Consider the following 23,457-nt stretch of genomic DNA (forward strand, 5'->3'; position numbering starts at 1 on the left):
CTCACCCGACGTTTCGTCGGTCGTTTTCCGAAGCAAGGGCATTCTTCACCACGTCATACGCCATCGACTGGCCGTAGCCACGGCGCGCAAGCATGGCCACCAATCGTCGCGCCGCCTTGATCCCGCCGTCATCCAGGTTCTCCGACCGGAGCTTCTTGGCCACCAGCTCGGCGGCCCGTGATCGCTCGGCATCTCCGTCGATCTGCGCGAGCGCGGCGGCTGCGTTCTCGGCAGATACCCCCTTGGTGCGCAGCTCTGCCGCTAAGGCGCGCTTACCTTTCCCGGAATACGTATGCCGGGACTGCACCCATTGCGCGGCGAAATCCTCGTCATCAACCAGTCCGGCAGTAGTCAGCCGATCCATAATTCGATCAGAGACATCATCGGGGTACCCGCGCCGCGCCAACCTCTGGGTCAGCTCGGCGCGGGTACGCGCCCGACTTGTCAACAGGCGTAGGCAAAATGACCACGCCTGCTCGTCCCGCGAGTCAACCGGTTCACGCGTCGGGGCTTCGGGGACCGACGCGATCCGGGCTCGCAGATCGTCAAGGGTTCCTTGTGAACCCGGTGGAGAAGCCGAATCAGAAATCGACTGGGGCCGGGACGACTTCGTCATCGGTCAGCACCGCTCCGATACCAAGCTTTTCCTTGATCTTCTTCTCGACCTCATTGGCGACATCGACGTTCTCCAGCAAGAAGTTGCGGGCATTTTCCTTGCCCTGGCCCAGCTGTTCACCTTCATACGTGAACCAGGAACCGGACTTACGGATAAAGCCTTGCTCCACACCCATGTCGATGAGTGAGCCCTCCTTGGAGATGCCCTTGCCGTAGAGGATGTCGAACTCGGCCTGCTTGAACGGCGGCGACACCTTGTTCTTGACAACCTTGACGCGGGTGCGGTTACCCACCGCCTCGGTACCGTCCTTGAGAGTCTCGATACGACGCACATCCAGGCGCACGGAGGAATAGAACTTCAAAGCCTTACCACCAGTAGTGGTTTCGGGCGAACCGAACATCACGCCGATCTTCTCACGCAGCTGGTTGATGAAGATCGCGGTGGTACCGGAGTTGTTGAGCGCGCCGGTCATCTTGCGCAACGCCTGGCTCATCAGACGAGCCTGCAGACCGACGTGGCTGTCGCCCATCTCGCCCTCGATCTCAGCGCGTGGCACCAGCGCGGCCACCGAGTCGATGACGATGAGGTCGATAGCGCCGGAGCGCACCAGCATGTCGGCGATCTCCAGCGCCTGCTCACCGGTGTCGGGCTGTGATACCAGCAGCGAATCGGTGTCGACACCGAGCTTCTTGGCGTACTCGGGATCCAGAGCGTGCTCGGCATCGATGAACGCCGCGATGCCGCCGGCACGTTGTGCGTTGGCCACGGCATGCAACGCCACCGTGGTCTTACCCGAAGATTCCGGACCGTAGATCTCGATGACGCGGCCGCGAGGCAGGCCACCGATACCGAGTGCCACGTCCAGCGCGATGGATCCGGTGGGGATCACGGAGATGGGCTGGCGCACCTCGTCGCCCAACCGCATGACCGAGCCTTTACCGAAACTCTTGTCGATTTGTGCGAGCGCGAGCTCGAGAGCCTTCTCGCGATCCGGTGCCTGCGCCATGGTGTTCTCCGTTTCGTCGTTATGTTCGAAGATCGGGTTCCCGATCGGTTGAGGCAGACGCTAAACCCAACCACCGACAAGTGACTGACCTGCGAAAACCATCTCGCTCGAACATCACCCACTGTAGGCGAACATCTGTTCGATTGCACGCATAGACACGCCGGAAAAATCGACGCGCGTCATCCTCGGAGAGCAACCGGCATGGACATCTCCCCCGGATCGTCCGATCCGTCTATTTCCTGAATGTCCGCGCCAGTTGCCGAGCCAGGCAAATGACGTCAGCGGCCACCAGATCCGGTTGGGGCACAACAGAAGCGCGTAACGGCGCATTGCCAGGGCGCATGATGAGCGCACCCCCGAATCCGACAGCCTGGGCGCCGATGGTGTCCCAGACATGCGCCGCGACCATCATGCACGCCGACGGGGCCACGTCCGCTTGCTGCGCCGCATACCGATAGAGCGCCGGTGCGGGTTTGAACACACGCAATGTGTCGACACTGAGCCGGCTCTCGAAGTAGTCACCCAGGCCGGCCCGCTCCAATGGCGTGGCACAGCCGGCACGACTCGGCGAGTTCGTGAGTGCCACCAACCGGTAGCCGTCGTCCCGCAGCCGCGAAAGCCCCTCCGGCACATCGGGATGCGGCGGCATCGAGGCCATCGCATCAGTCAAAGCCAACACGTCCTCGTCGGTGAGTTCAACGTCGCGGTACTCGGCGATCATTCTCAACACCGATTGCCCCAGCGAGAAGAAATCCGCGTAGCATTCCGCCAGGGTGACGGTCATCGAGTAAGTAACCAGTTGCCCGAACCATTCCCGGAGCACCCCGGAATCACCGAAAACCCTTGCAAAATAGGGATTCAGCGATTCGATGTCGATGAGAGTCTCGTTGACGTCGAACACGAGAACCTCCGGGCGGTCGATAGCAGCCATGGCACTTATTCTGCGCCGACGCGCCGCAGGAATGCCTTGATCAGCGCCGCCACGTGCTCTCCCGCGGTCTCCAACAGGAAGTGGCCACCGTCGAGCAGGTGGATCTCCGCATTCCGCGCGTCCCGCCTGAAGGCCCGCGCGCCGTCCGGGCCGAAGATCGGGTCATTGCGGCCCCACACGGCCAGAACAGGCACTCCGCTGCTTCGCAGATACTCATGCAGTGCCGGATACATCGGCGCGTTGGTGGCGTAGTCGCGGAACAATTTCAGCTGGATCTCGTCGTTGCCCGGACGCGACAACAGCGCACTGTCCAAGGTCCAGGTATCGGGACTGACCACGGCCTCGTCGGGGGCGCCGGTCAAGTACTGCCATTTGATCGCCTCGACGTCCAGCGCGGTACGAATCGCCGCCTCCGACTCAGCGGTCTGTGCGCGCTGATAATCCCAAACGGTCGTCCAGAAGTCCTCGACGAATCCTTCGTCATATCCATTGCCACTCTGCGTGACGATCGCGGTGATGGAGCCGGGACGATTCAGCGCCAGCCGCCAGCCAATGGGGGCACCGTAGTCCTGCACGTAGATCGCGTAACGACTCAACCCCAGCTGATCCAGGAGTCCTCGCGTGAGATCGGCGAGTGCGTCGAAGGTGTAGTCGAATTCGCTTACCAAGGGCATGTCCGAATAGCCGAAGCCCAGGTGATCCGGAGCTATCACGCGGTAGTCGTCGGCCAAGCGCTCAATCAGGTTCCGGAACATGTATGAGCTGGTCGGAAACCCGTGGAGCAGCACGATTGCCGGAGCCTCCTCGCGTCCCGCCTCGCGATAGAACAGTCGGTGCCCGTCAACGGTGGCGTAGCGATGCAGCACGTCCAGACTCATGACTAACTCCTTAAAACTATTTTGATAGTTAGGAGTCAAACATGTGTCACATAACCTGTCAATGAGATTTAAGCGGTTAGTTCAATGCGGGTAGGTAGAGCGCAGCCCGCGCGCCAGGAGAGAGAGAAGAACGTTCCCCCAACTCACCACTGATCGCGCGGCACGTCAAAATCCGCGCATAGCGCGCGCCACACATCCCGTGGCTCCACCCCGTCCTCGACGGCTTGCGACGCCGTCCTCCCGCCGAGGGCCGTCAACACATGATCGACCAGCACCGACGAGCCATAGGCCGCACCAAATCGGCCGTGGACAAGCTCGTGAAACTCCGTCAGACGCACACCGTCACCTTAGGGCCGCCAAGACGTCCTGGCACACCCGTACCGGATCCGCGACAGCACCGGCCCCCGCCGCGGCCGTACGCGCGGCCTCGGCATAGCGCGGCTCACCCAAGACGCGGCCGATCGCCGACGCCAGCGAATCGCGATTCAGCGGCCGCACCAATTCGGCGCTGCCTTGTCGCACAACACGATTCGCCAACTCCCATTGGTCGCCACCACCCGGAACCACCACCGCCGGCACTCCAGCCAACAGCGCCTTGCTCAAAAACCCATGCCCCCCACCACAAATGGCCAAGTCGGCGCCGGCCAGCAGTTGATCCTGGCGCGCCAGCCCGGCAACCGCCCACGACGGCAACCCCGCCGCGGGAGGTTCCAGAGCAGAAATGACCACGCGCGCACCAGCCGATTCCAGGGCCCGCACCGCCAGCTCGGTCATGCCCTCGGCCCCGGTGAAGGCTGTCGACGGCGCGATCACGACCATCGGTCCAGAACCCGAAGGCGGCTGCAACACAACGTCAGTGGGCTCCCAGTGCAGAGGCCCCACCACAACCGCCTCATCCGGCCAATCGGGACGCGGCACCTCCAGTGCCGGCAGTGTCGCAATCAATCGGCGCGCGGGCCCGGGGTCCCGTCCGGGCAGCCCGATCCGCACGCGAGCCTCCGACCGCTGCCGCAGCCCCTGGTCAATCGACTTCTGGGTCAGCCGGCGCATCAACCCGTCACGCATCCTGCCACGCCAACCGACACCGGGCGCCAAACCACTTCCTAAGGGCGGCAATCCTTTTGATGGTAGGTACAACGGGTGCGGATTCAGCTCCACCCACGGCACTCCGAGCAGCTCGGCGGCCATCCCGCCGCAGGCGGTGATGACATCGGAAATGATGAGATCCGGAGCCAGGTCACGCAACTGATCGAGATTGGCCAATGCCATATGCGCGGCCCGCTGATGAATTTTGGCGCCCGAGTCCGCGTCGTCATCGTCAACCCGGGGCTGTAGGCCCAATAGCTCCACCGATCGCAGGCCCGCCACCCGAGCCTGATCAAGCCAGCGTGTGCCCGTCAACAACACCGGGTCGTCGCCGGCCGCCGCGAACTTCAGACACAATGCCAGGGCGGGAAAGGCATGCCCGGGATCGGGACCGGCGACCACGGCAACACGCACCGCCCTACCCTGCCACAGCGATTCGGGCTACGTTGAAACGCATGACCGATACCACGCTGGAACGCTCCACCCTGACCCCAGCCGAAACCGTCACCCGCTTCCTGGAAGCCGCACAGGACGGCGACACCGAGTTCGCCGAAAAGGTCCTGGACGAGAACCTCGTGTATCAGAACGTTGGCCTACCCACCATCTATGGACGCCGCGCGGCGCTGAAGGTCTTCGAGCCGCTCAAGCGACCCGGTTTCGGGTTCGAAGTGAAGATTCACCGCACCACAACCAACGGGAACACCGTGATGAACGAACGCCACGACGCGATCGTTCTCGGGCCGCTACGCCTGCAGTTCTGGGTGTGCGGAGTCTTCGAGGTCTCTGACGAGGGCACCATCACCTTGTGGCGCGACTACTTCGACATGTTCGACATGTTCAAGGCGACCCTGCGTGGCCTGGTGGCCATCCCGCTACCCGCACTGCGGCCACGTTTCTGACCGCTAGTCGGCCTACGAATCGGCCCGACCCGCCTTGGGGTACAACCCGATATCCGGCGGCCACCCTTTTCTGAGCTCTGGTACGCGCCTACCGTTGTCTCATGACGGACACGCTCACCCTCACGCGCCCCATGCAGATCGTCGAGAGATTTTGGGATGCCATGCGCCGCGGCGATCTGGGCAGCCTCGACCTCCTACTCGATGACACCATCCGCTGGGAGAATGTCGGCCTGCCCACGGTCCGGGGACGCGCCACGGTGATGCGAGCCCTATCCGCCCTGAATCTGCCGGGAGCCGGTTTCGACGTCAAGATCCACAGGATCACCGCCGACGGCAAGACGGTGATGACGGAACGCACGGATGTCGTCATCGTGGGCCCGCTGCATATCGCGTTTTGGGTATGTGGTGTCGCCGAGCTGACCGACGACGGCAAGCTGACGCTGTGGCGTGACTACGCCGACGTCTGGAATATCACCAAGGGCTTCGTGCGCGGGATCGCCGGAATCGCCTTCCCCGCGCTGCGCCCGCGGCTGTGAGCAGTCACGGCAGCGGCGTCTTGTCCGATTCCGTCACCGCACGGTAGAGCAGCACGCCGCCGAGGATCAGCACACCAGCCACCAGCATCGGGACGACAAGCTTGAAGATGGCACCCACTACAAGGAATGCCAGCCATACCACCAGCAGCAGCACTCCAATGATCTTCCACACCGCCGGTACCACCGTTCTTTCGACTTGCTGCGACAGCACAAGCCTGGCAGGACGATTGGCGCCTGAGGAACCCGGAGCACCGAAGATCAGGGAAAGATCGGGGATTACCCTGATAGCTGGCCGAGCTCGTCGAGAGCACCGGCCCACCCGGTAAGACGATCGGTGGCCGACACCAGATCGTCGAAAAGCGGTCCGCGCGACATCGGCGACGCGACCACTCCCCCACCGCCATTGCCCGCAGAAACCAATTGCGCTGCCGCAGTGACCAGTTCGTTGTACTGACGCACGCCCGTGTCGAGCTGGGCGGTGAATGCCTTGATGGTCGGCTGCAGGTATTCGTGCGTGTGGGGGGCTTCTGCGGCAGCCCGCTCCATGGACACCACTTCCTTGGCGGTCGCGGCCATCACATACGCGGCGCGGTTGGCAGCCGAAAGAACCTGCCGCCCTTCGCTACCCGGAATCATGTTGCCCCGTTCAACCACGCCGAGCAGGGAGAAAAGTGAACGCTCGGCCGCATCCAGGGCTGCCATCGGCGGGCGGGCCGAGGATCCGTAAGGGGGCAGCCGCCGCTGCGCCCCGGGACGCGGTGGCGGCAGCGGCTCCGCCTTGAGAAAGCGGTACCGCACAAACAGATAGGTCGCCGGAATCGCGCAGCCCGCCGTCAGCAGCGCAGGAATGATCAGCAGCCAGGGCGGCGCCCCGGTGGTGGCCAGCACCGTGGTGACCAGCAGGCCCGCCACGCAGGCCAGCGCCCAACGGATGCTCCAACGCTTGGCTCGCAGCCGCTTTCGCAGCAGCTTCTCACGCTTATCGGACATCGCGCGCATTCGTGCCGCGAGTTCCTCGCCGAGATCGTTGACGTTGGTGGCCAGGCGGCGCAGCAGCTGTTCCCAGCCTCCGTGCACCGCGGCGCGGCGAGGCGGTTGGGGTGTCATGTTCACATTGTGCCCGAAAATCCGGCGTCCGCCGAGGGTGAATACCGATGAAACAACTCCGCCGAGGGTGAGCACTGATGCTCGCCCTCGGCGGAGTAAGGAGAAGAAAGCTACTGCTGTCCCAGCGGATTGGCAGGGTTGGCCTGCTCCGGGGCCGCGGCGGGTGCCGGGGTGGCGGTGCCACCGGTGGGCAGGGCCTCGCCCTTCATGGAGGCGCGGATCTGCTCCAGACGCGAATGCCCGGCCATCTGGACACTGGCCTGCTGCACTTCGATCATGCGGCCCTGCACCGAGTTCTGCGCCAACTCGGCCTGACCGAGAGCGTTGGCATAGCGGCGCTCGATCTTGTCGCGTACCTCGTCCAGGCTCGGCGTGTTTCCGGGAGCGGCCAACTCGCTCATCGATCGCAGCGAGGCGGACACCTGCTCCTGCATCTTGGCCTGTTCCAGCTGGCTCAGCAGTTTGGTGCGCTCGGCGATGCGCTGCTGCAGCATCATCGCGTTCTGCTCGACGGCCTTCTTGGCCTGGGCCGCGGCGGCAAGCGCCTGATCGTGCAGAGCCTTGAGGTCCTCCACACTCTGCTCGGCGGTGACCAGCTGGGCGGCGAACGCCTCGGCGGCGTTGTTGTATTCGGTCGCCTTCGCGGCATCGCCCGCGGTGTTCGCCTGGTCGGCCAAGGTCAGGGCCTGACGGACGTTGACCTGCAGCTTCTCGACGTCGGCGAGCTGACGATTGAGGCGCATCTCCAGCTGACGCTGATTACCGATGACCGAAGCGGCCTGCTGCGAGAGTGCCTGATGGTTCCGCTGCGCCTCCTCGATGGCCTGCTGTATCTGCACCTTCGGGTCTGCGTTCTCGTCGATCTTCGCGTTGAACAGTGCCATCAGGTACTTCCACGCCTTGACGAACGGGTTAGCCATGAGATCGATCCGCCTTCTGCTTGGATGCCGGTAGTCGCCGCTAACTACGACTGCGTGGGTCCCAACTTATCTGTTGCATGCCGATCCCCACACCCCCTACCGGGCGCGAAACAATGCGATCGCCACAGTAGTTAGGCGGCCGCCATTGCGCGAACCTGCGGAATGACCACCTTGGTGGCCACATCGATCCCGTTGACCGAGCCGGCGGGTGCGGCCACTGCGGTTCCGGGGGCCACAACGGGCAGTTCCCGGCGCGACAGTCTCTCGCTGACCTCGGATAACACCTGCGACAAGGGGACCTCGAGCGCTCCACAGATCGCGGCCAGCAGCTCACTGGAGGCTTCCTTGCGGCCGCGCTCGACCTCGGATAGGTACCCGAGACTGACGCGTGCCGAGTCCGACACCTCACGCAGGGTCTTCCCCTGCCCGGAACGAGCGCTCCGCAGGGTGTCGCCGATGGCCTCTCGAAGCAACAGAGCCATGTCTTTCTCCTTAACCTCTGTCCGCGTCCATACCGCGTAGTAGTTGAGTCTGCCTTGCTCAACGTTGCCGCGCACGCAGAGGTTCCCCGGAGGTGACAGACGCCTCAACTCCAGTTGAACCGGGCCAGTCGCACCGCACGACGCAGCGACTACGGGTGCCAGCCGCGGATCGCGGCCGCGAACTGTTCAGGAGCGTCGGACGGGACAAAGTGGCCAGCACCTTCGACGATGACCGTCTTGTGATCGGTGAAGGTCCGCTCCCACCGCCGCAGCTCTTTGTCCCCGAATGCGAAATCGGCATCACCCCAGATGATCAACGCCGGCAGTGCCGCGATGCCGGTCAAGCGAGCTTCAATCTCGGCGAGAAAGGCCCGGCTCGAAGTGATCTCGCGGGGGAAGACCGCAGAGGCCTCGCGTCGCGCGGGACTGTCGAGGGCCTTCCGATAGTGGGCCATCTGTTCGGCGGTGGGCTTGGCCAGACGGTGCCCGATCGGAATCATCAGATTCACGAAGAGGTTGAGCTGGCGAATTAGCAGACGCCCCATCGGGCTGCCCAGCACATGGGACATGAGCTGCACGACCGGATCGCTGACAGGCCATGCCCACGTGTTGGTCAGCACCAGACGGTCGAAGATTCCCGGATGGCGCTGAACTGCCGCCAACCCGATCGGCCCACCCCAATCGTGAGCGACCAGTGTGATTCCGTTCAGCCCGAGCGCCGCTACGAACCGTTCGATGACTTGGGCGTGATCAGCGGGCAGATACCGGTATCCCGGCGCGGCGACCGACAGTCCAAATCCCGGGTAATCCACTGCAACACAACGAAATTCCCGCTTAAGCGATTCGACCACTCTGCGGTAGTCGAATGACCACGTCGGGTTGCCATGCAGAAATAGGAGCGTGGGCCCCGAGCCTTCGTCCACATAGTGCACGGTGTGCCCATCGATGTCGACGAATCGGCTTTCGAAGGGGAACAACTTGTCATCGACCCACGTGGGCCGTCCCATGAACGCCATCGCGATCCTCCCACCAGTTCAGATGATATAATCACCTGAACTTTAGATTATCAAGCAGATGGTGATGAGTCGAGATTACGGTCAGTACTGCGGACTTGCCCGGGCCTTGGACGTGGTGGGCGACCGGTGGAATTTGTTGATCGTCCGTGAGCTCCTGATCGGGCCGGCCCGCTACGGCGAGCTGCGAGACGGGCTGCCTGGCATCGCCACGAATCTGCTGACCAACCGACTCCGCGAACTGGAGACGGCCGGCGTCATTGGGCGGCGACTAGCCGACGACAGCAGCGCTATCACCTACGCGCTGACACCCTGGGGTGCGCAGCTACGCGAGCCCATCAACGCACTTATCCGCTGGTCGACGCCGCTAATGGTCCGGGGCCCCGAAGGGGACGAATTCCGCGCCACCGGCCTGTTGGTGGCATTGCCCGCCTTGTTCGACGGTCGGATGCCCAAGGATCCGTCGATAGCCGTGGGAATCTCAGTGGCCGGGACCACTGTCCAATTACGAGCCACCGCATCCGGCATCGACGTAGGCGCATCCGACGGCCGCAAGCTGGATGCGGTGCTCACCGCCGAGGCGCAGCTCGTACTGGGACTCGCCGCGGGCGTGCTGAAGCTGGAGGACGTCGCGACACTGGTCAGTATCGAAGGCGATGAATCCGCTCTGCGCGACTTTTTCGAAGCACCGCGACACGCAGGCGGCCCGGCATCACCGCAGCCAGAACGCGTCAATCAACCGGCAAGCCCATGACCACTGACTCCACCCGGCATGTCTCACCGATGATCAGGTCGTAGAGCCTGTCGAGAAAGTCCTGATCAATTCCGTGCTGTGCCCCGTAGTGGGCCGCCCGCTGCTTGACGAAGGTGATCCGATGTGGCTGCAGCACTGCTATTCCGGTATCAGACTTGCACTCGGCGATCCGCACGCAGCACTCGATTCTTCGGCGCAACGCGTCCAGGAATTGCGCGTCTATCGTGTCCAGCTCTGCGCGTAGTACCTGAAGCGCGGCAGGTGCGTCACCACCGCTTTGTGGTGTCAGCTGTACCGTCATCTCATTCCTTTCTCCCGAAGGTGCTGCCCCACGACGACTTTCGATCCGAGGGCGCCGGCCAGGCACCAGGCAGAACGGTCAGCATGGTCTGAGCGTGCTCGCGTAGCAGGTGCCCAGCGGGACCCAAGAATTCGTTGATATCGGCAAAAAGCCCACTGAAATCCGACTCTCCCAGCGCCACAGCATTATTCAACCGCCGCAGGCCCGTCGATAACATCTCCCGAGATTGCGGGGCGTGGAGATTCGCCTGCTGGATATCCCAGTAGACCTCGGGTGTTCCACCGGCTACGCGTGCCACCAGAGCGAGTAAGGCCTGAAAGGGCGGCGGCGCCACCCGCAACAGCGGCTCCAGGGCAACATCGTTGTGCCGCAACGCCAGACCGAACCCTAAGAGGGCCGCGTGGGTCATGGCCTGTACGGCCGCGGTGATCGTATCGTGTTCGTCCGGTTCCATCCGGACAACCGGGTAGCCGCCGTCTTCGATGAGCCGCATCAGCGCGGCGGCTTTGGGCCCGTCGCGCAAGACGACCGCCGCCACAGGGCGCCCGGTAGCCCCCAGCGAGGGCGCGAACATCGGGTTCAGGCTCACCGCCTCGACATCTGCTTCGACCAACGCCCAGGCTGCCGCCACTCCTGCTTTCACCGAAAGGGTATCGGCAAGCAGGGCGCCCGGTTTGAGCATCGACGCCACCTTCGGGACGGCGGCGCACGCGACATGTTCGGGCAGAGCCAGCAGCACCAGATCCGCGCCGGCCAGGACCGTCCGCAGCTGCTCCCCGGGGCGCAAGACGTCCCCTTCGATCACCTCACAGGCGCATTCGGGTACACCGTCCACCGCGCCCGGCAGGTCCACCACCGTGGTCGGCAGACCGGCCTTTGTCAGCAGATCGGCGAACATGGCACCTACCGCACCGCCACCACCAACGACGACAACATTCTCGATACAGCTCACGATTGCCGTTCGCCCGCCTTTGTTTTCATGAGCGCGGTCAGGATCGCGCGCGACTTGACCACGGTTTCTTCGTATTCGCGCTGCGGGTCCGACAGCGCGACGATGGCACCGCCCACACCGAATGTCGCCAGCCCGTCGGCGACAACGAGTGTTCGGATGACAATGCTCAGATCAGCAGCGCCGCACAGCGAAAACCAGCCCAGCGCACCCGAGTACACACCCCGTGGCCCGTCTTCGAGCCTGTCGATCAGCTCCATGGCCCGTCGCTTCGGCGCACCCGTCATGGATCCGCCGGGAAAGGCTGCCCGGACACAATCCACCGCGCTCACCCCACCACGCAGAGTACCCCGAATCGTTGAGATCAATTGATGTACAGAGGAATACGATTCGACATACATCATGTGGGGAACATGTACCGAGCCCACCTCACACACCGCGTTGAGGTCATTGCGCACGAGATCCACAATCATGAGGTTCTCCGCACGATCCTTCTCGCTGTGCATGAGCTCCGACCTGAGGTGCTCATCGTCGGCTTCGGTCACTCCCCTGGGCCGCGTCCCCTTGATCGGCTTGGACTCAACGACGCGATCCGGACCTATTGCGAGGAATCGCTCCGGGGACCCGCTGAGCACCGCGAGTCCCGGGAACTGCAGCAGCGCCCCGTAGGGCACCGGGCTGACGCGCCGAAGCCGCAGATACGTTTCCAGCACCTCGATATCGGCAGTGACCTCAACCTGGTTGGTCAGGCAGATCTGATAGGACTCCCCGTCGCGTATCTCGTCGAGGGATCTCTCGATCCGGCGCACGTACGCACCCTTGCCATGCCATGGCCGCAACAGGCCATGCTGCTCAAAAACATCGGGGATGGGCGCCAGTGCCGGCGGCTCCCCGGAAGCCGGCCCGGCCTCCGGGAGCGACTCGATGCGCCGCGAAATCGCCTCCACCCAATCGTCGGCGGCGTGATCCTCGGGCGCGGCCAAGGCGAGTACATGACATTGATTGAGCTGGTGATCGATGACTACCGCACGATCGACAAACAACATTGCCGCATCCGGTGTCCGAGAAGTATGGACATTCGCCCCGAACAGGTCCTCCTTCAGCTCGTAGCCAAGAAAGCCGACATAGCCGAGATTGAAGTTGAATGGGAGTTCCTCGGGCTTTTCCGCGAATCGCGCTTTCAACTCTTGGTCGAGATAGTCAAAAATGGATCCCTGGACCGTTTCCTCACCACCGCCCGATGTCGTCACCCGAACTTTTTGTTCGGACACCCGGTAGGAAACAAACTCGGCCAGCGGACCTTCGCCGCTTCCCAAGATGGAGAAACGTGACACGCCTTCGATAGCCGCGCTGCTGTCCAACCAAAACGACATTGACGATTGGGCAAAGCATTCTTGATAGACGAGGGCGGCGTCGGGGCAATTCGCGAGAACTCGTGAGCCCACAGTGAACGATCGCCGCACCGGTAGCTTTGACCGACCCTGCCGCGGCGACCGCAGGGCCAGATCCCGGAAATTGGCCATGAGCTCAGCGCCCCACTCGGTCCCGATGGATTCGGGATGAAACTGCACCCCCCAAATGGGTGCCGTTCGATGGCGCACGGCCATCAGTAGGCCTTCATCAGTCCACGCGATCTCCTCCAGATCCGCCGGCGTGTCCTCAACGACCAGAGAGTGATACCGGATCACCGACATGGGCGACGGCAGGCCCTTGAACAAGCCAGTTCCGTTGTGCCACATCTTTGATGTTCGCCCATGCATTGGCTCCGGGGCACGACGGACGGATCCACCGAACAACTGCGCGATACCTTGATGGCCTAAGCAGACACCCAGCGTGGGCAATCCGCTCTCCGTGATGGCCCGGGCACTGATCCCGAAGTCGCGCGGACGGTCCGGCCGTCCCGGTCCGGGCGATATGACAATCGCGTCGAAGTCATCGAGTATCAGCTGCGACCACTGCACGTCATTTCTCACCACGGTGGGCGGCCGGTCACAAACCTCGCCTATGAGTTGATACAGGTTATAGGTGAACGAGTCATAGTTATCAATCAGCAGTGTTCTCATTGCGGTGACCCCATAGGCCGGCAACGGCCGCACCGACTACGGCGTTGATGCAAGAACTTAGCCTGACTCCTAATTTGGTTACTCCCGTATGTCAATTTCATGGGCGCTTTTCGAATCAGTTGATGCACGCTACCCCAGAGCAATCCGGACTTGCAGGCATTCGCATCAGTCATGCCCAATAAATATGTCTTTCCGAATGGCCAGACCAGATCGGTAAAGGTGGGGCATGATGCACCATGCGGTGCACACAAAGCCATGCTGAGTCTTCGCTCCCGCATTTGGATGTAACCCAGGCAGGAAATAGCCATGTCGTGTGCTGAGCCACCCCGAGAAGATAGGCGGGCGCTCATCGTCGGGCTGGGAATCAGCGGAATGGCCGCGGCGATTCGGCTACACCAGATCGGCTGGAAGCCGATCATCGTGGAACGTGCTCCGGCGCGCCGCACCGGCGGCAATTTCGTCATCGTCTTCGGTTCGGGCAGATCGGCCGCGGCCCGGCTGGGCATTTCACCACATCTGCGTGACCGGCGCCCGACCGGAATCTCCTACGAGTGCGATCGGCGGGGCCGCCGGCGAGTGGGCATGAACTTCACCGATCTGCCCGGCGAGGCATGGATGGTGCTTCGCGGCGACGTGGAAGCCGCCGCGTTTCACGCACTTCCCGACGATATCGAGATCCGCTACTCCACCACTCCGATGAAGATCGAACAGCACGCCGGCGGAGCCTCGGTAACGCTGTCGAGCACCGCCAACTCAGGCGATACCACCGTCCGCACCGAAGAATTCGGCCTCGTCGTCGGCGCCGACGGATTGCGCTCTACGGTACGAAAGCTCGTATTCGGGCCGGATGAGCAGTACTTGCGGCGTCTCAACCACATGGTGGCGACATTCGAAATGCCGGAGAAACTCACCGCTGTGGCGGTGCAGGACGGAGCGTGGTTGGTGGAGGCGGGGCGCTCCCTGATCATCTATCCGATGCGCGACCGCATGCCCACCGCGCAGCTCTCGTACCGCACCGAGGACGTGGACGCGGAGTTCACCGAGCCGGCCGCGGCGCGCTTGCGCAGAATGTTCGGACCCGCCCCTTACGGCTCGATCCTCGGTGAAGTACTCGACGCCTTTGACCGCACCGACCAGTATCTCTTCGACTCCGTCGAGCAGGTTCATATGCCTCGCTGGTACCGCGATCGCGTGGTGCTCGTCGGCGACGCCGCCTGGTGCGAAACGATGTACTCCGGACTGGGGGTTTCCTCGGCGCTGGCCGGCCCCGAGCTGCTGGGCACCATGCTGGCCCGCCACCCCGACGACCCGGGCACGGCATTTGCCGAGTGGGAGCGCGCGCTCAGGCCGTTCATCGACGCCTACCAAGGCTATGGGCTCAAACAGCGATTCTTCTTCACGCCCGAAAATCGCCGGGAATTGCTCGTGCGGCGCGGCGTGGCCCGGCTCATCCACACACCGTTCACGCGGACGCTGCTCACCGCGTTGACGCGGGGCAGCAAGACGGCCCGCCTCAAGGATCAGGACATTTCAGCGGGAATCTAGGCGGCTTTCGGCCGTGGGCGCAGGGCCTGCACCAGGTAGTCAAGGCCGGTAAGAACAGTGAGGAATACCGCGAACCCCATCAGGACTACGGCGGCGGTGTGCCAATACCCGGTCAAGGGCAACAGATAGCCGGCGATCGCCAACGACTGCACCAAGGTCTTGAGCTTGCCACCCCGATTCGCGGGGATCACGCCATGGCGCAGCACCGAGAAGCGTAGAACGGTGATCCCGATCTCGCGCACCAGGATGACCGCGGTGACCCACCACGACAAATCTCCGAGCAGGCTGAGCCCTACCAGCGCCGCGCCAATCAGGGCCTTGTCGGCGATCGGATCGGCGAGCTGGCCGAATGGGGTGATCAAACCGTAGCGGCGCGCGATGATGCCGTCATAGCGGTCGGTCGCGATGGCCAGCGCGAACACCCCGAAAGCGGCAATGCGCCAAGAAGTTTGGTGCCCACCCTCCACGAACAGGACTATGACGAACACCGGTACCAGCGCGATGCGCAGCACCGTCAGCACGTTGGCGATGTTCAGCACCGGCACCGGCGCAGCAGAGGCCGCGGAATCAGGCTGGGTTTCCGGTGGCATCGGCACGTCAAACACCCTATCTGTTCTGGGGCTGGCTACTGTTCACGCATGAGCGCAGAAGGTACATCTGGCATCTCGGACAATCCCGGGCAGACCGCCCCCTCGGTGACTGTCCGTCGTGCCCGTACCTCCGATGTCCCTGCCATCAAGGCACTTGTCGACGTCTATGCCGGGCGCATTCTGCTGGAAAAGAACCTTGTGACGCTCTATGAGGCGGTGCAGGAATTCTGGGTGGCCGATCTCGCCGGGGAGATAGTGGGCTGCGGCGCGTTGCACGTGCTGTGGTCGGATCTGGGCGAAGTGCGGACCATCGCGGTGCACCCCCGGCTCAAGGGCTCCGGTGTGGGGCACGCGCTCGTCAGCCGCCTGCTGGATGTGGCCAGGGAACTCGAACTCAAGAGGGTCTTTGTGCTGACCTTCGAAGTCGACTTCTTTACCAAGCACGGCTTTCGCGAAATCGACGGCACTCCGGTGACAGCGGAGGTGTATGAGGAGATGTGCCGGTCATACGACACCGGCGTTGCCGAATTCCTGGACCTGAGCTACGTGAAGCCGAACACCCTCGGCAATACCCGCATGCTCGCACATCTCTAATTACGGCTTACCCGGTACGGCGGTCAGCCATGATCGAGGCATGCCACGTCTGCGCCAGGTTTCCCGTGCCGAAACCGATGATCAACTTGTCCATCGCATGTACGACCAGATTTTCGGCGACCGAGACCCTGTCACCGATCCGGGAACGACTACGGGCACACCGGGTGACTGGTGGACGGTTTTCGCGCTCGTCCCCGATGCGCTGAAGCATTCGGTCCAGGGTTTCGCGTTCTACCGCAGTCCCAACCGCAGGCTCGATCCGGTACTGCGAGAACTCGGGCAGACACGGGCCGGATGGGCGCGGCGCAGCCAGTTCGTGTTCTCTCAGCACTGCAAGTCGTGTCGCATCGTCGGGATGACCGAGGAGATGATCGCGGCGATCCCGTCATGGAGTACGGCGGAATGCTTCACCCCGGTGCAGCGCGCGGTGCTGGCCTATACCGACTGCCTGGTGCTCGATGGGGGCCGGGTACCCGACGGCGTGTTCGCCGCGCTGCAGGCTCACCTCTCCGACGAGGAGATCCTGGAACTCACCTACATCACGGCCATGTACGAAATGCATGCCGTGATGAGCACCGCGCTGCGTTTGGAATGGGACAACCGCGACGAGCCGATTGTGGAGATCGCCGCACCCGAAGGATTCACATCCTTCGACGTGGGCGACGCCATCGCGTTACGGCGCGACGAGAACGCCTAGAAGTCCTCGGGGACTCCGCCGTCGTCCTCGTCCTCGTCGGCTCCACCGCCGCCCCGGATCGAGGCAAGCACCCCGGCGAGGTCCTCGGGCTTGACCATCACCTCGCGCGCCTTGGAACCCTCACTGGGGCCGACGATTCCGCGTGTCTCCATCAGGTCCATCAGGCGGCCCGCCTTGGCGAAGCCCACCCGTAGCTTGCGCTGCAGCATGGATGTCGAGCCGAACTGGCTCGACACCACGAGCTCAACGGCCTGCAGGAGAGCGTCCATGTCGTCACCAATGTCGGGATCGACATCATCCTTGCCCGGTCCCGCTGACCCGACCTTGGTGGTGGTGACGCCCTCGGTGTACTCGGGCTCGGCCTGCTCCTTGCACGCGGCGACGACGGCGGAGATCTCCTCGTCGGTAATGAACGCGCCCTGCATGCGGATGGGCCGCCCAGCTCCCATGGGCAAGAACAGTCCGTCACCCATACCGATGAGCTTCTCAGCGCCCGGCTGATCCAAGATGACGCGGCTATCGGTCAGCGATGACGTCATAAAGGCAAGGCGCGAGGGCACATTCGTCTTGATAAGGCCGGTGACCACGTCCACCGATGGACGCTGGGTGGCCAGCACCAGGTGGATGCCTGCCGCACGGGCCTTCTGGGTGATGCGCACGATGGCTTCCTCGACGTCACGCGGCGCGGTCATCATGAGGTCGGCGAGCTCGTCGACCACCGCCAGAATGAACGGGTATGGCCGGTACTCGCGCTGGCTGCCCAGCGGCGTGGTGATCTCTCCGGAACGCACCTTCGCATTGAAATCGTTGATGTGCCGAACCTTGCTGGCCTGCATATCTTGATAGCGCTGTTCCATCTCCTCGACCAGCCAGGCCAGTGCCGAGGCGGCCTTCTTGGGTGAGGTGATGATCGGCGTGATGAGGTGCGGAATGCCTTCGTAGGGAGTCAATTCCACCATCTTCGGGTCGATCAGGATCATCCTGACCTCCTCCGGCGTGGCCCGCGCCAAGAGCGAGACCAGCATGGAGTTGACGAAGCTCGACTTACCCGAGCCGGTGGAACCGGCGACCAACAGGTGCGGCATCTTGGACAGGTTCGCCGAGATGAAGTCGCCCTCGATGTCCTTGCCGAGCCCCACAACCAGCGGGTGGTGATCGCGGCGGGTCTCGGGCGCGGTCAGCACGTCGGCCAAACGCACCATCTCCCGATCGGTGTTGGGCACCTCGATACCCACCGCCGACTTACCCGGGATGGGGGCGAGCAGACGAACGCTGTCGGTGGCCACCGCGTAGGCGATATTGCGTTGCAGGGCGGTGATTTTCTCCACCTTCACGCCGGGGCCGAGTTCGACCTCGTAGCGGGTGACGGTGGGACCGCGGTTGAAACCGGTGACCGCGGCGTCGACCTTGAACTGCTCAAGCACCCCGCTGATGGCGGCGATCATGTCGTCGTTCGCGGCGCTGCTTTCCTTGGGCGGATCTCCCGCAATCAGTAAGTCCAGCGACGGCAGGGTGTAGGGGCCTTCGATCACCCGATCGACAACAGGCATCTGTGCTTTCGGCTTGGCCTTCTTGGTCGACTTGACCACCGGTGCCGGCTTGGGCGCGGGCGGGGCGGGCGGCTCGGGTGCGACGGCAGCCTCTTGCTCGACCGGATAGTTGTCCATCGGAGTGGCACCGCGTTTGAATTCACGTGTCGGCGCGTAGTCCTCTTCGGGCTCCGCCGCGTCGTATTCGTCGTACTCGTCGTTGTAGTCCTCGTCGTAGTCCTCGTCGTCCCATTCCTCGTAATCCCTGGGCGCGAACATGTTCCGAAGGGTGTCCGGGATATCGCGAATCGTGGTCCCGGTCAACAGCAGCACTCCGAAGACGATCGCCATCACCAGCAAGGGCGCCGCGATCCATGCGGTCAGCCCCTGGGCAAGCGGTCCGCCGATCACAAAGCCAACGAATCCGCCTGCGGCCGAGCGCCCCTCGGGCGAGTCGGGAGATCCTGCGAACAGATGCCACAGGCCCAGGATGGGCAGCGCGACCATGGCGAAGCCAAGCAGCAGGCGTGGGCGCTCCTCGGGGTTCGGTTCGGTGCGCATCAGGAACACGGCGATGACGAGCGCAAGAATGGGAACCAGCGCGACACCGGACCCGACAACCGCGCGGAAAGCACTGTCGATCCAGCCGCCTACCGGCTTGGCCGCGTGGAACCAGGAGCTGGCGCCCACCACGAAGGCCAGGCCCAGCAACGCCAGGGCGATGCCGTCACGTCGATGTCCGTGTTCGATGTCGCGAGCCCGGCCCACTGACCGGAACAATGAACCGACACCGTGGGCGCACGCACGCCATCCCGTGCGCGCCCCTCGCCCGAGCGCGACCAGTGGCGTCGTCCAGTGCTGGTTGCGCCGCTGATTGCGGCGCCGTGGTGCCGGACGACGAGTGGGCGCGGTGTTGCGCGACCGGGGTCCCGATTTGGTGTTCCGGCCGCCCGAGCGGCTGACAGTCTTACTCGCCATAGGCGACAGCCTAGTCGCAACAGTCACATCTGCACCATCTGCAACACGGACAAAACCGCTAGTAAGCAAATGTTTTGTCACCTACGCGAGGCCGCCCCGAGACGTTCTCGTGACCTGAAAATCGCCCCTAACGCTCGGGGCGCGGCTTGGTCTCACCCAGCCAGGACTGATTCGCCGCGATATAGAACTGGTCGCCGTTGAAACTGCTGGCCGAGTGACCCCGGAAGCAGTACACCCCCTCATCCTTGGTGACGGCACATTTGACGGCCCGATAGTTGAAGTAGTTACCCGGAGTGAGCACCGGCGGACGCGTCGCAGCCGTGAAGAGCTGCTCGCCGGTGGCGTCGAAATGGGCGCGCCAATCCCCCGGGAACCAGGCCACCTGGTTGGTGCCGGCGGGCGCTCCGGGGAACGAGCCGTTGCAGCCGAAACTCCCGTCAATCCAGATCGCACAGTTCAGCCCGCGCGGTGTCGAGAACCAGGCGCCGTCGGTGTCGTCGCGCAGGAACTGCTCGAAGTCGGCCTGCCTGAACTTGGTGGTGTTGTTGACGTCCGGATAGGGATTGGGATCTCCGGAGATGTCCGGGTCCGCCAGCGCGGATGCGAGCAATCCGCCCATAAGTCCCAGCGCCAGCGCGGTGATGCCCGCAATCCGAGTGAGTAGCCGCACTCCGACCTCCCCAAATGCATTCCATGGTTATCCAGTCAGCAAAATAGCGAGGCCGATTCTATTGGCGCGCCCGATCCTTCGCCGGAAAAACGCCAAGCCCATGTTGACAATTACTGTTGCCAACATGGGCTCATCCGCGCTACTGTCACCCTTATGACCGAAAACGACGTTCTACCAACCGAATCGGCCAGCTACACACATCCGTACGACTATTACTGGCGGCCAGGCATAGACCTCCGCCCCGCGCCTCCGCGCCTGCGCTATGACGCGATGTGGACCAAGTCGCGGCAAGACATCCTGGAACCGTGGATGGACTTCCATGAGGTGCCCCGCGAAACGGCGCGCACCCGGCTCCTCGTCGATCATCTCTGGCAGGGCGATGAGTTGATGGACGCAGTCGTGGACCGCATCCGCAAAATGCCCGCGCGCCACGGCCGCGCGATGCTCAACCAAGCACTCGATCACGGCATCGAATCCGTGGAAAATCCGCCCGCGGAGTTTGTCGCATTGTTCGAGCATCTCGACAATCCGCCCGGCTGGTACGACCCCGAACTTTGGGAGCGGGGCCGCCAGCTGTGGAATGACTCATCGCTCGCCGCGAAGTACGCAATGGTGATCGGCGATGGTTTTGGCACCTTCGTGGGAGACGAGGTTGCCTACGCCACGGGAGCTACCGGCAGGTTCGTCAACGACACCCTGCGACGCAATCTCGAAACCACGGCGTGGTTTCGCAAGATGACCTATCGCGGCGCGCTGGAACGATTCTCCCAGCCCTTCAAAGACACCGTGCGCGTCCGGCTGATGCACTCCATGGTGCGGGCCGGGCTGCGCAGGTCCTGGGGCGACCAACAATTCACCCAGCACGGCAACCCGATCTCCAATTCGATGATGATGGGCGCGGCGATGACCTTCGGACTCATCCCACCGTTGATTGATCATCACCACGGGCGCACCCGCACCACGGCCGACCTGGAGGCGGCCATCATGTATTGGGCATACATCGCCCATGTATTCGGCGTCGCCGAGGAGCTGATCCCCAAGACCGTCGCCGAAGGTATGGAGACGATGGACTACATGGTCGCTTACGCCGGTGGACCATCCGAGTGGACCGACACCATGGCGAGCTCCGCGCTGGGCTTCGTCGACAAAGGAGTTATCGGGAAGTTCGGGCGACTCGCCTTGACCCCAGTACTCGGGTTGGCCGCCTATTTCGGCGGGGAGGAACTGACCCGGGCCCTGGTGCGCGCTACCCCGCTGCACAACGTCCGCCTACAGCCCTGGATCACTATCGCCGGCGTAGCGGTACGCGCCAATATCAGGCTACGACGGCTGACCGACAAGCTTCCGGGTTCCAAATATCTTGCCCGACAACGCAAAGGCGAGCTGTTGTGGTGGTCGGCAACTGTCGTGAACCAAGTATTGGCCAGGCTGGGCGGGATGCACGACACGTCTTACACCCACCACGACGCGACAGCGGCGACACCGGTCGGATGCCCGGTGCCGCACGCCCCGCGCGTCAGTACCTAGTTCTGGGCTCCCAGCCAGGTCTTACCGGCCGACACCATGAATTGGTTCGTGTAGCTCGCATAGTTGCCGCCACCCGTGCAATACACGTTGTTGTCCGGCGTCGTGGCGCAGCGAGTGCTGCCGAGCTCGATGTAGTTGTTGGCAGGCAGCACACGTTGCGCCTGTCCCGACGAGAACCGCAGTTGCGCGGTGTTATCGAAGTGCGCCGCCGAATCTCCCCTGAACCAGCCGACCTGGTTGGTACCCCCCGGAGCACCTGGAATCACACCGGTACATCCGAAGCTGCTGTCCTCCCAGATCCCGCAGTCCAGGCCGAACGGCGTGGAGAACCACAGACCTGGCTTGTCGGCGATGCGGAAGCCCTCGAAGTCGAGCTTGGCATATTTGCTGGTATCCGGGTACGGATTCTTCGGCGGGTCTGCAGCGGCCGGCAGCGCCGCCCCCGCAGATATCGCCAGGCCAGCTACCACACCAAACATCGCAAACAATTTACGCGACATGACTTGTCTCTCCCCTGTTTCCAATGACATCGCACAGTGCCCTGCCATCTGCGGTCGTACCCCAGAAAATGATACACACATCGTCGCATGCGACACCGCAGTAACAGCGTACAGCTACCTTTAAAACAATCCCTTCCGAATATCCATAGATTTATCTATGGTTATCAGATGACCGAGAAGGTCTCCCGAGACGATTACTTCACTGCGGCCTTCGAGCTGCTGGCATCCGGCGGCAAATCCGCTCTGACGACAACCGCCGTCTGCCGCCGGATCGGCGTGACGACAGGTTCCCTGTATCACCACTTCGGCAGCGGCGCCGCGTTTTACCGGGCCGTCATCGACTACTGGGAAAACGATGTCACCGCCGCGCAACGTCGGCGTGTGGACGCGGTGGCCGACCCGCGCGAGCGGCTTGCGGCGCTGGAACAGGCCGCCCGCGAGGCCGATCACGAGGTCGAGAAAGCGATCCGTTCTTGGGCTATGGCCGACCGTTATGTCGCGGCGGCGCAGCAGCGCGTAGACCAAGTCCGCCACGAACACCTCACCAAGCACTACATCGAGGCGGGTTTCGGTCCAGTCCAGGCAGATACCCTGGCACGCATCGGATTCAGCATCCTGATCGGGGCCCAGCAGTTCGGCACCCGGGTGGATCACAAACGCCTCAACGCCGCACTCGACGAGTACTCGATCTGGATCAATTCGTCGGTGCCGACGGAGGCGACCACTTCCCGCTGACCTTGGTGTACCGGGACATCAGCGCCAGGGCCTGATCGGGAAACAGTTCACGGGGGAAGGCTTCACGCGTTCCCGGGCGGGCCGCGAACAGTATCCCCACGACATACTCGTTGACCACCACATTCTTGATCTCGGCATAGTCCCGCAGCATCATCAACCGTGTCGTCAGAAATGATTGCCCGAGTAGGGCGTTCGTCGTCGGGCGCAGCGCCCAGAAGGTGAAGTCGGAAGCCCCGAATTCGGCGCGCTGCACGGTCCCGACCGGTAACGCCTGCATCGATTGCCGGGTGCGGACGCGAACTCTCGAAGTGATCAGCGCCGCGGCGGCAATCACGACGACCAAGATGATCACGCCAGCGGGAACCGCGACAAACACGAAGAAGAACCCCACGTACAAGACTGCTAGAACCAGCAGCATCCAGACACCCCGCGACCGCCCCACCGTCTGGAGCGCACCCTTGGCGAGCCGGGCGCGGGCCTCGTCGGTGAGCACAACTTCCGTCCGGATCGGCGATCCGCGCTCCAGGCCCTGTTCGGTCATATCCCTCCCC

The 23,457-nt window shown here is 63.2% G+C and carries 27 protein-coding genes; 8 read left to right on the forward strand and 19 right to left on the reverse strand.

Annotation, left to right across the window (positions count from 1 at the left end; all coding sequences use genetic code 11):
- Position 1 precedes the first annotated feature (1 nt).
- From recX to ABG82_RS16300, 6 genes are all read right to left on the reverse strand, one after another.
- Complete coding sequence (recX, locus tag ABG82_RS27760; protein WP_078343251.1) at positions 2-616, reverse strand: recombination regulator RecX; 615 nt, start codon at positions 614-616, stop codon at positions 2-4.
- Positions 582-1,622, reverse strand: a complete 1,041-nt coding sequence (recA, locus tag ABG82_RS16280; protein ID WP_043078007.1) for a recombinase RecA — start codon at positions 1,620-1,622, stop codon at positions 582-584. The genes recX and recA overlap by 35 nt, the downstream gene beginning before the upstream one ends.
- Positions 1,623-1,854: 232 nt before the next feature.
- On the reverse strand, positions 1,855-2,544 hold the full coding sequence (locus ABG82_RS16285; RefSeq protein ID WP_174544370.1) for a haloacid dehalogenase type II: 690 nt from the start codon (positions 2,542-2,544) through the stop codon (positions 1,855-1,857).
- A 14-nt stretch (positions 2,545-2,558) separates the two neighbouring features.
- Positions 2,559-3,431: an alpha/beta fold hydrolase gene (locus tag ABG82_RS16290; protein ID WP_043078009.1), complete on the reverse strand. Its 873-nt coding sequence runs from the start codon at positions 3,429-3,431 to the stop codon at positions 2,559-2,561.
- Between the two features lie 143 nt (positions 3,432-3,574).
- Positions 3,575-3,769: a DUF3046 domain-containing protein gene (locus tag ABG82_RS16295; RefSeq protein WP_043078010.1), complete on the reverse strand. Its 195-nt coding sequence runs from the start codon at positions 3,767-3,769 to the stop codon at positions 3,575-3,577.
- A 4-nt stretch (positions 3,770-3,773) separates the two neighbouring features.
- Complete coding sequence (locus tag ABG82_RS16300; RefSeq protein ID WP_043078011.1) at positions 3,774-4,931, reverse strand: glycosyltransferase; 1,158 nt, start codon at positions 4,929-4,931, stop codon at positions 3,774-3,776.
- A 41-nt stretch (positions 4,932-4,972) separates the two neighbouring features.
- Between ABG82_RS16300 and ABG82_RS16305 the strand changes: the two genes are divergently transcribed.
- Together ABG82_RS16305 and ABG82_RS16310 are read left to right on the forward strand one after the other, a co-directional pair.
- Positions 4,973-5,416, forward strand: coding sequence for a limonene-1,2-epoxide hydrolase family protein (locus tag ABG82_RS16305; protein ID WP_043078012.1), 444 nt, complete (start codon positions 4,973-4,975; stop codon positions 5,414-5,416).
- A gap of 101 nt (positions 5,417-5,517) precedes the next feature.
- Complete coding sequence (locus ABG82_RS16310; RefSeq protein ID WP_043078013.1) at positions 5,518-5,952, forward strand: limonene-1,2-epoxide hydrolase family protein; 435 nt, start codon at positions 5,518-5,520, stop codon at positions 5,950-5,952.
- Positions 5,953-5,956: 4 nt separating this feature from the next.
- Here ABG82_RS16310 and ABG82_RS28600 read toward each other — a convergent pair whose 3' ends face one another.
- From ABG82_RS28600 to ABG82_RS16335, 5 genes are all read right to left on the reverse strand, one after another.
- The gene (locus tag ABG82_RS28600; RefSeq protein WP_052511018.1) at positions 5,957-6,124 is read right to left on the reverse strand and encodes a hypothetical protein; all 168 of its coding nucleotides are present in this window, start codon (positions 6,122-6,124) and stop codon (positions 5,957-5,959) included.
- Positions 6,125-6,228: 104 nt separating this feature from the next.
- Positions 6,229-7,059: a phage shock envelope stress response protein PspM gene (pspM, locus tag ABG82_RS16320; protein WP_054429038.1), complete on the reverse strand. Its 831-nt coding sequence runs from the start codon at positions 7,057-7,059 to the stop codon at positions 6,229-6,231.
- A 110-nt stretch (positions 7,060-7,169) separates the two neighbouring features.
- A complete protein-coding gene (gene pspA / locus ABG82_RS16325) occupies positions 7,170-7,979 on the reverse strand; it encodes a phage shock protein PspA (RefSeq protein WP_043078016.1) in 810 nt (269 codons plus the stop codon).
- Positions 7,980-8,110: 131 nt separating this feature from the next.
- The gene (locus ABG82_RS16330) at positions 8,111-8,461 is read right to left on the reverse strand and encodes a helix-turn-helix domain-containing protein (protein WP_043078101.1); all 351 of its coding nucleotides are present in this window, start codon (positions 8,459-8,461) and stop codon (positions 8,111-8,113) included.
- A gap of 149 nt (positions 8,462-8,610) precedes the next feature.
- Positions 8,611-9,477 carry an alpha/beta fold hydrolase gene (locus ABG82_RS16335; protein WP_043078017.1) on the reverse strand — a complete coding sequence of 289 codons (867 nt, stop codon included), beginning with the start codon at positions 9,475-9,477 and terminating at the stop codon, positions 8,611-8,613.
- A gap of 64 nt (positions 9,478-9,541) precedes the next feature.
- Between ABG82_RS16335 and ABG82_RS16340 the strand changes: the two genes are divergently transcribed.
- Positions 9,542-10,228, forward strand: a complete 687-nt coding sequence (locus ABG82_RS16340) for a winged helix-turn-helix transcriptional regulator (protein ID WP_043078102.1) — start codon at positions 9,542-9,544, stop codon at positions 10,226-10,228.
- Here the strand turns inward: ABG82_RS16340 and ABG82_RS16345 are convergent.
- The 3 genes from ABG82_RS16345 to pabB are packed head-to-tail and all read right to left on the reverse strand — an operon-like array spanning position 10,206 to position 13,541.
- Positions 10,206-10,529, reverse strand: a complete 324-nt coding sequence (locus ABG82_RS16345; RefSeq protein WP_043078018.1) for a chorismate mutase family protein — start codon at positions 10,527-10,529, stop codon at positions 10,206-10,208. The two genes, ABG82_RS16340 and ABG82_RS16345, sit on opposite strands and share 23 nt — an antisense overlap.
- 1 nt (position 10,530) lies before the next feature.
- Entirely contained in the window at positions 10,531-11,481 is a 951-nt protein-coding gene (locus ABG82_RS16350; protein ID WP_052511012.1) for a prephenate dehydrogenase dimerization domain-containing protein, read from the reverse strand.
- On the reverse strand, positions 11,478-13,541 hold the full coding sequence (gene pabB, locus ABG82_RS16355; RefSeq protein WP_043078019.1) for an aminodeoxychorismate synthase component I: 2,064 nt from the start codon (positions 13,539-13,541) through the stop codon (positions 11,478-11,480). Before pabB ends, ABG82_RS16350 begins: the two co-directional genes overlap by 4 nt.
- Positions 13,542-13,847: 306 nt before the next feature.
- Here pabB and ABG82_RS16360 point away from each other — a divergent pair, with 306 nt between their 5' ends.
- On the forward strand, positions 13,848-15,086 hold the full coding sequence (locus ABG82_RS16360; protein WP_043078020.1) for an FAD-dependent monooxygenase: 1,239 nt from the start codon (positions 13,848-13,850) through the stop codon (positions 15,084-15,086).
- Here ABG82_RS16360 and pgsA read toward each other — a convergent pair.
- Positions 15,083-15,682, reverse strand: coding sequence for a CDP-diacylglycerol--glycerol-3-phosphate 3-phosphatidyltransferase (gene pgsA, locus ABG82_RS16365; protein ID WP_078343252.1), 600 nt, complete (start codon positions 15,680-15,682; stop codon positions 15,083-15,085). The two genes, ABG82_RS16360 and pgsA, sit on opposite strands and share 4 nt — an antisense overlap.
- Positions 15,683-15,724: 42 nt before the next feature.
- Between pgsA and ABG82_RS16370 the strand changes: the two genes are divergently transcribed.
- Together ABG82_RS16370 and ABG82_RS16375 are read left to right on the forward strand one after the other, a co-directional pair.
- The gene (locus ABG82_RS16370) at positions 15,725-16,270 is read left to right on the forward strand and encodes an amino-acid N-acetyltransferase (RefSeq protein WP_078343253.1); all 546 of its coding nucleotides are present in this window, start codon (positions 15,725-15,727) and stop codon (positions 16,268-16,270) included.
- A 40-nt stretch (positions 16,271-16,310) separates the two neighbouring features.
- A complete protein-coding gene (locus ABG82_RS16375) occupies positions 16,311-16,967 on the forward strand; it encodes a carboxymuconolactone decarboxylase family protein (RefSeq protein ID WP_043078022.1) in 657 nt (218 codons plus the stop codon).
- Here ABG82_RS16375 and ABG82_RS16380 read toward each other — a convergent pair.
- Positions 16,964-19,474: an FtsK/SpoIIIE family DNA translocase gene (locus ABG82_RS16380; RefSeq protein WP_043078023.1), complete on the reverse strand. Its 2,511-nt coding sequence runs from the start codon at positions 19,472-19,474 to the stop codon at positions 16,964-16,966. The two genes, ABG82_RS16375 and ABG82_RS16380, sit on opposite strands and share 4 nt — an antisense overlap.
- 127 nt (positions 19,475-19,601) lie before the next feature.
- Entirely contained in the window at positions 19,602-20,144 is a 543-nt protein-coding gene (locus ABG82_RS16385; protein ID WP_043078024.1) for a hypothetical protein, read from the reverse strand.
- Positions 20,145-20,297: 153 nt separating this feature from the next.
- On the opposite strand from ABG82_RS16385, the gene ABG82_RS16390 reads away from it, so the two are divergent.
- The gene (locus ABG82_RS16390; RefSeq protein ID WP_043078025.1) at positions 20,298-21,671 is read left to right on the forward strand and encodes an oxygenase MpaB family protein; all 1,374 of its coding nucleotides are present in this window, start codon (positions 20,298-20,300) and stop codon (positions 21,669-21,671) included.
- On the opposite strand, the gene ABG82_RS16395 is transcribed toward ABG82_RS16390, so the two are convergent.
- Positions 21,668-22,171 (reverse strand): hypothetical protein, encoded by a 504-nt coding sequence (locus ABG82_RS16395; RefSeq protein WP_043078026.1) that lies wholly within the window; start codon positions 22,169-22,171, stop codon positions 21,668-21,670. The two genes, ABG82_RS16390 and ABG82_RS16395, sit on opposite strands and share 4 nt — an antisense overlap.
- Before the next feature lie 168 nt (positions 22,172-22,339).
- Between ABG82_RS16395 and ABG82_RS16400 the strand changes: the two genes are divergently transcribed.
- Positions 22,340-22,906 carry a TetR/AcrR family transcriptional regulator gene (locus ABG82_RS16400; RefSeq protein WP_043078027.1) on the forward strand — a complete coding sequence of 189 codons (567 nt, stop codon included), beginning with the start codon at positions 22,340-22,342 and terminating at the stop codon, positions 22,904-22,906.
- On the opposite strand, the gene ABG82_RS16405 is transcribed toward ABG82_RS16400, so the two are convergent.
- A complete protein-coding gene (locus ABG82_RS16405) occupies positions 22,866-23,447 on the reverse strand; it encodes a hypothetical protein (RefSeq protein WP_043078028.1) in 582 nt (193 codons plus the stop codon). The genes ABG82_RS16400 and ABG82_RS16405 overlap by 41 nt on opposite strands.
- Between the last annotated feature and the right edge of the window lie 10 nt (positions 23,448-23,457).

This window comes from Mycobacteroides immunogenum, assembly GCF_001605725.1.
Taxonomy (GTDB): Bacteria; Actinomycetota; Actinomycetes; order Mycobacteriales; family Mycobacteriaceae; genus Mycobacterium; species Mycobacterium immunogenum.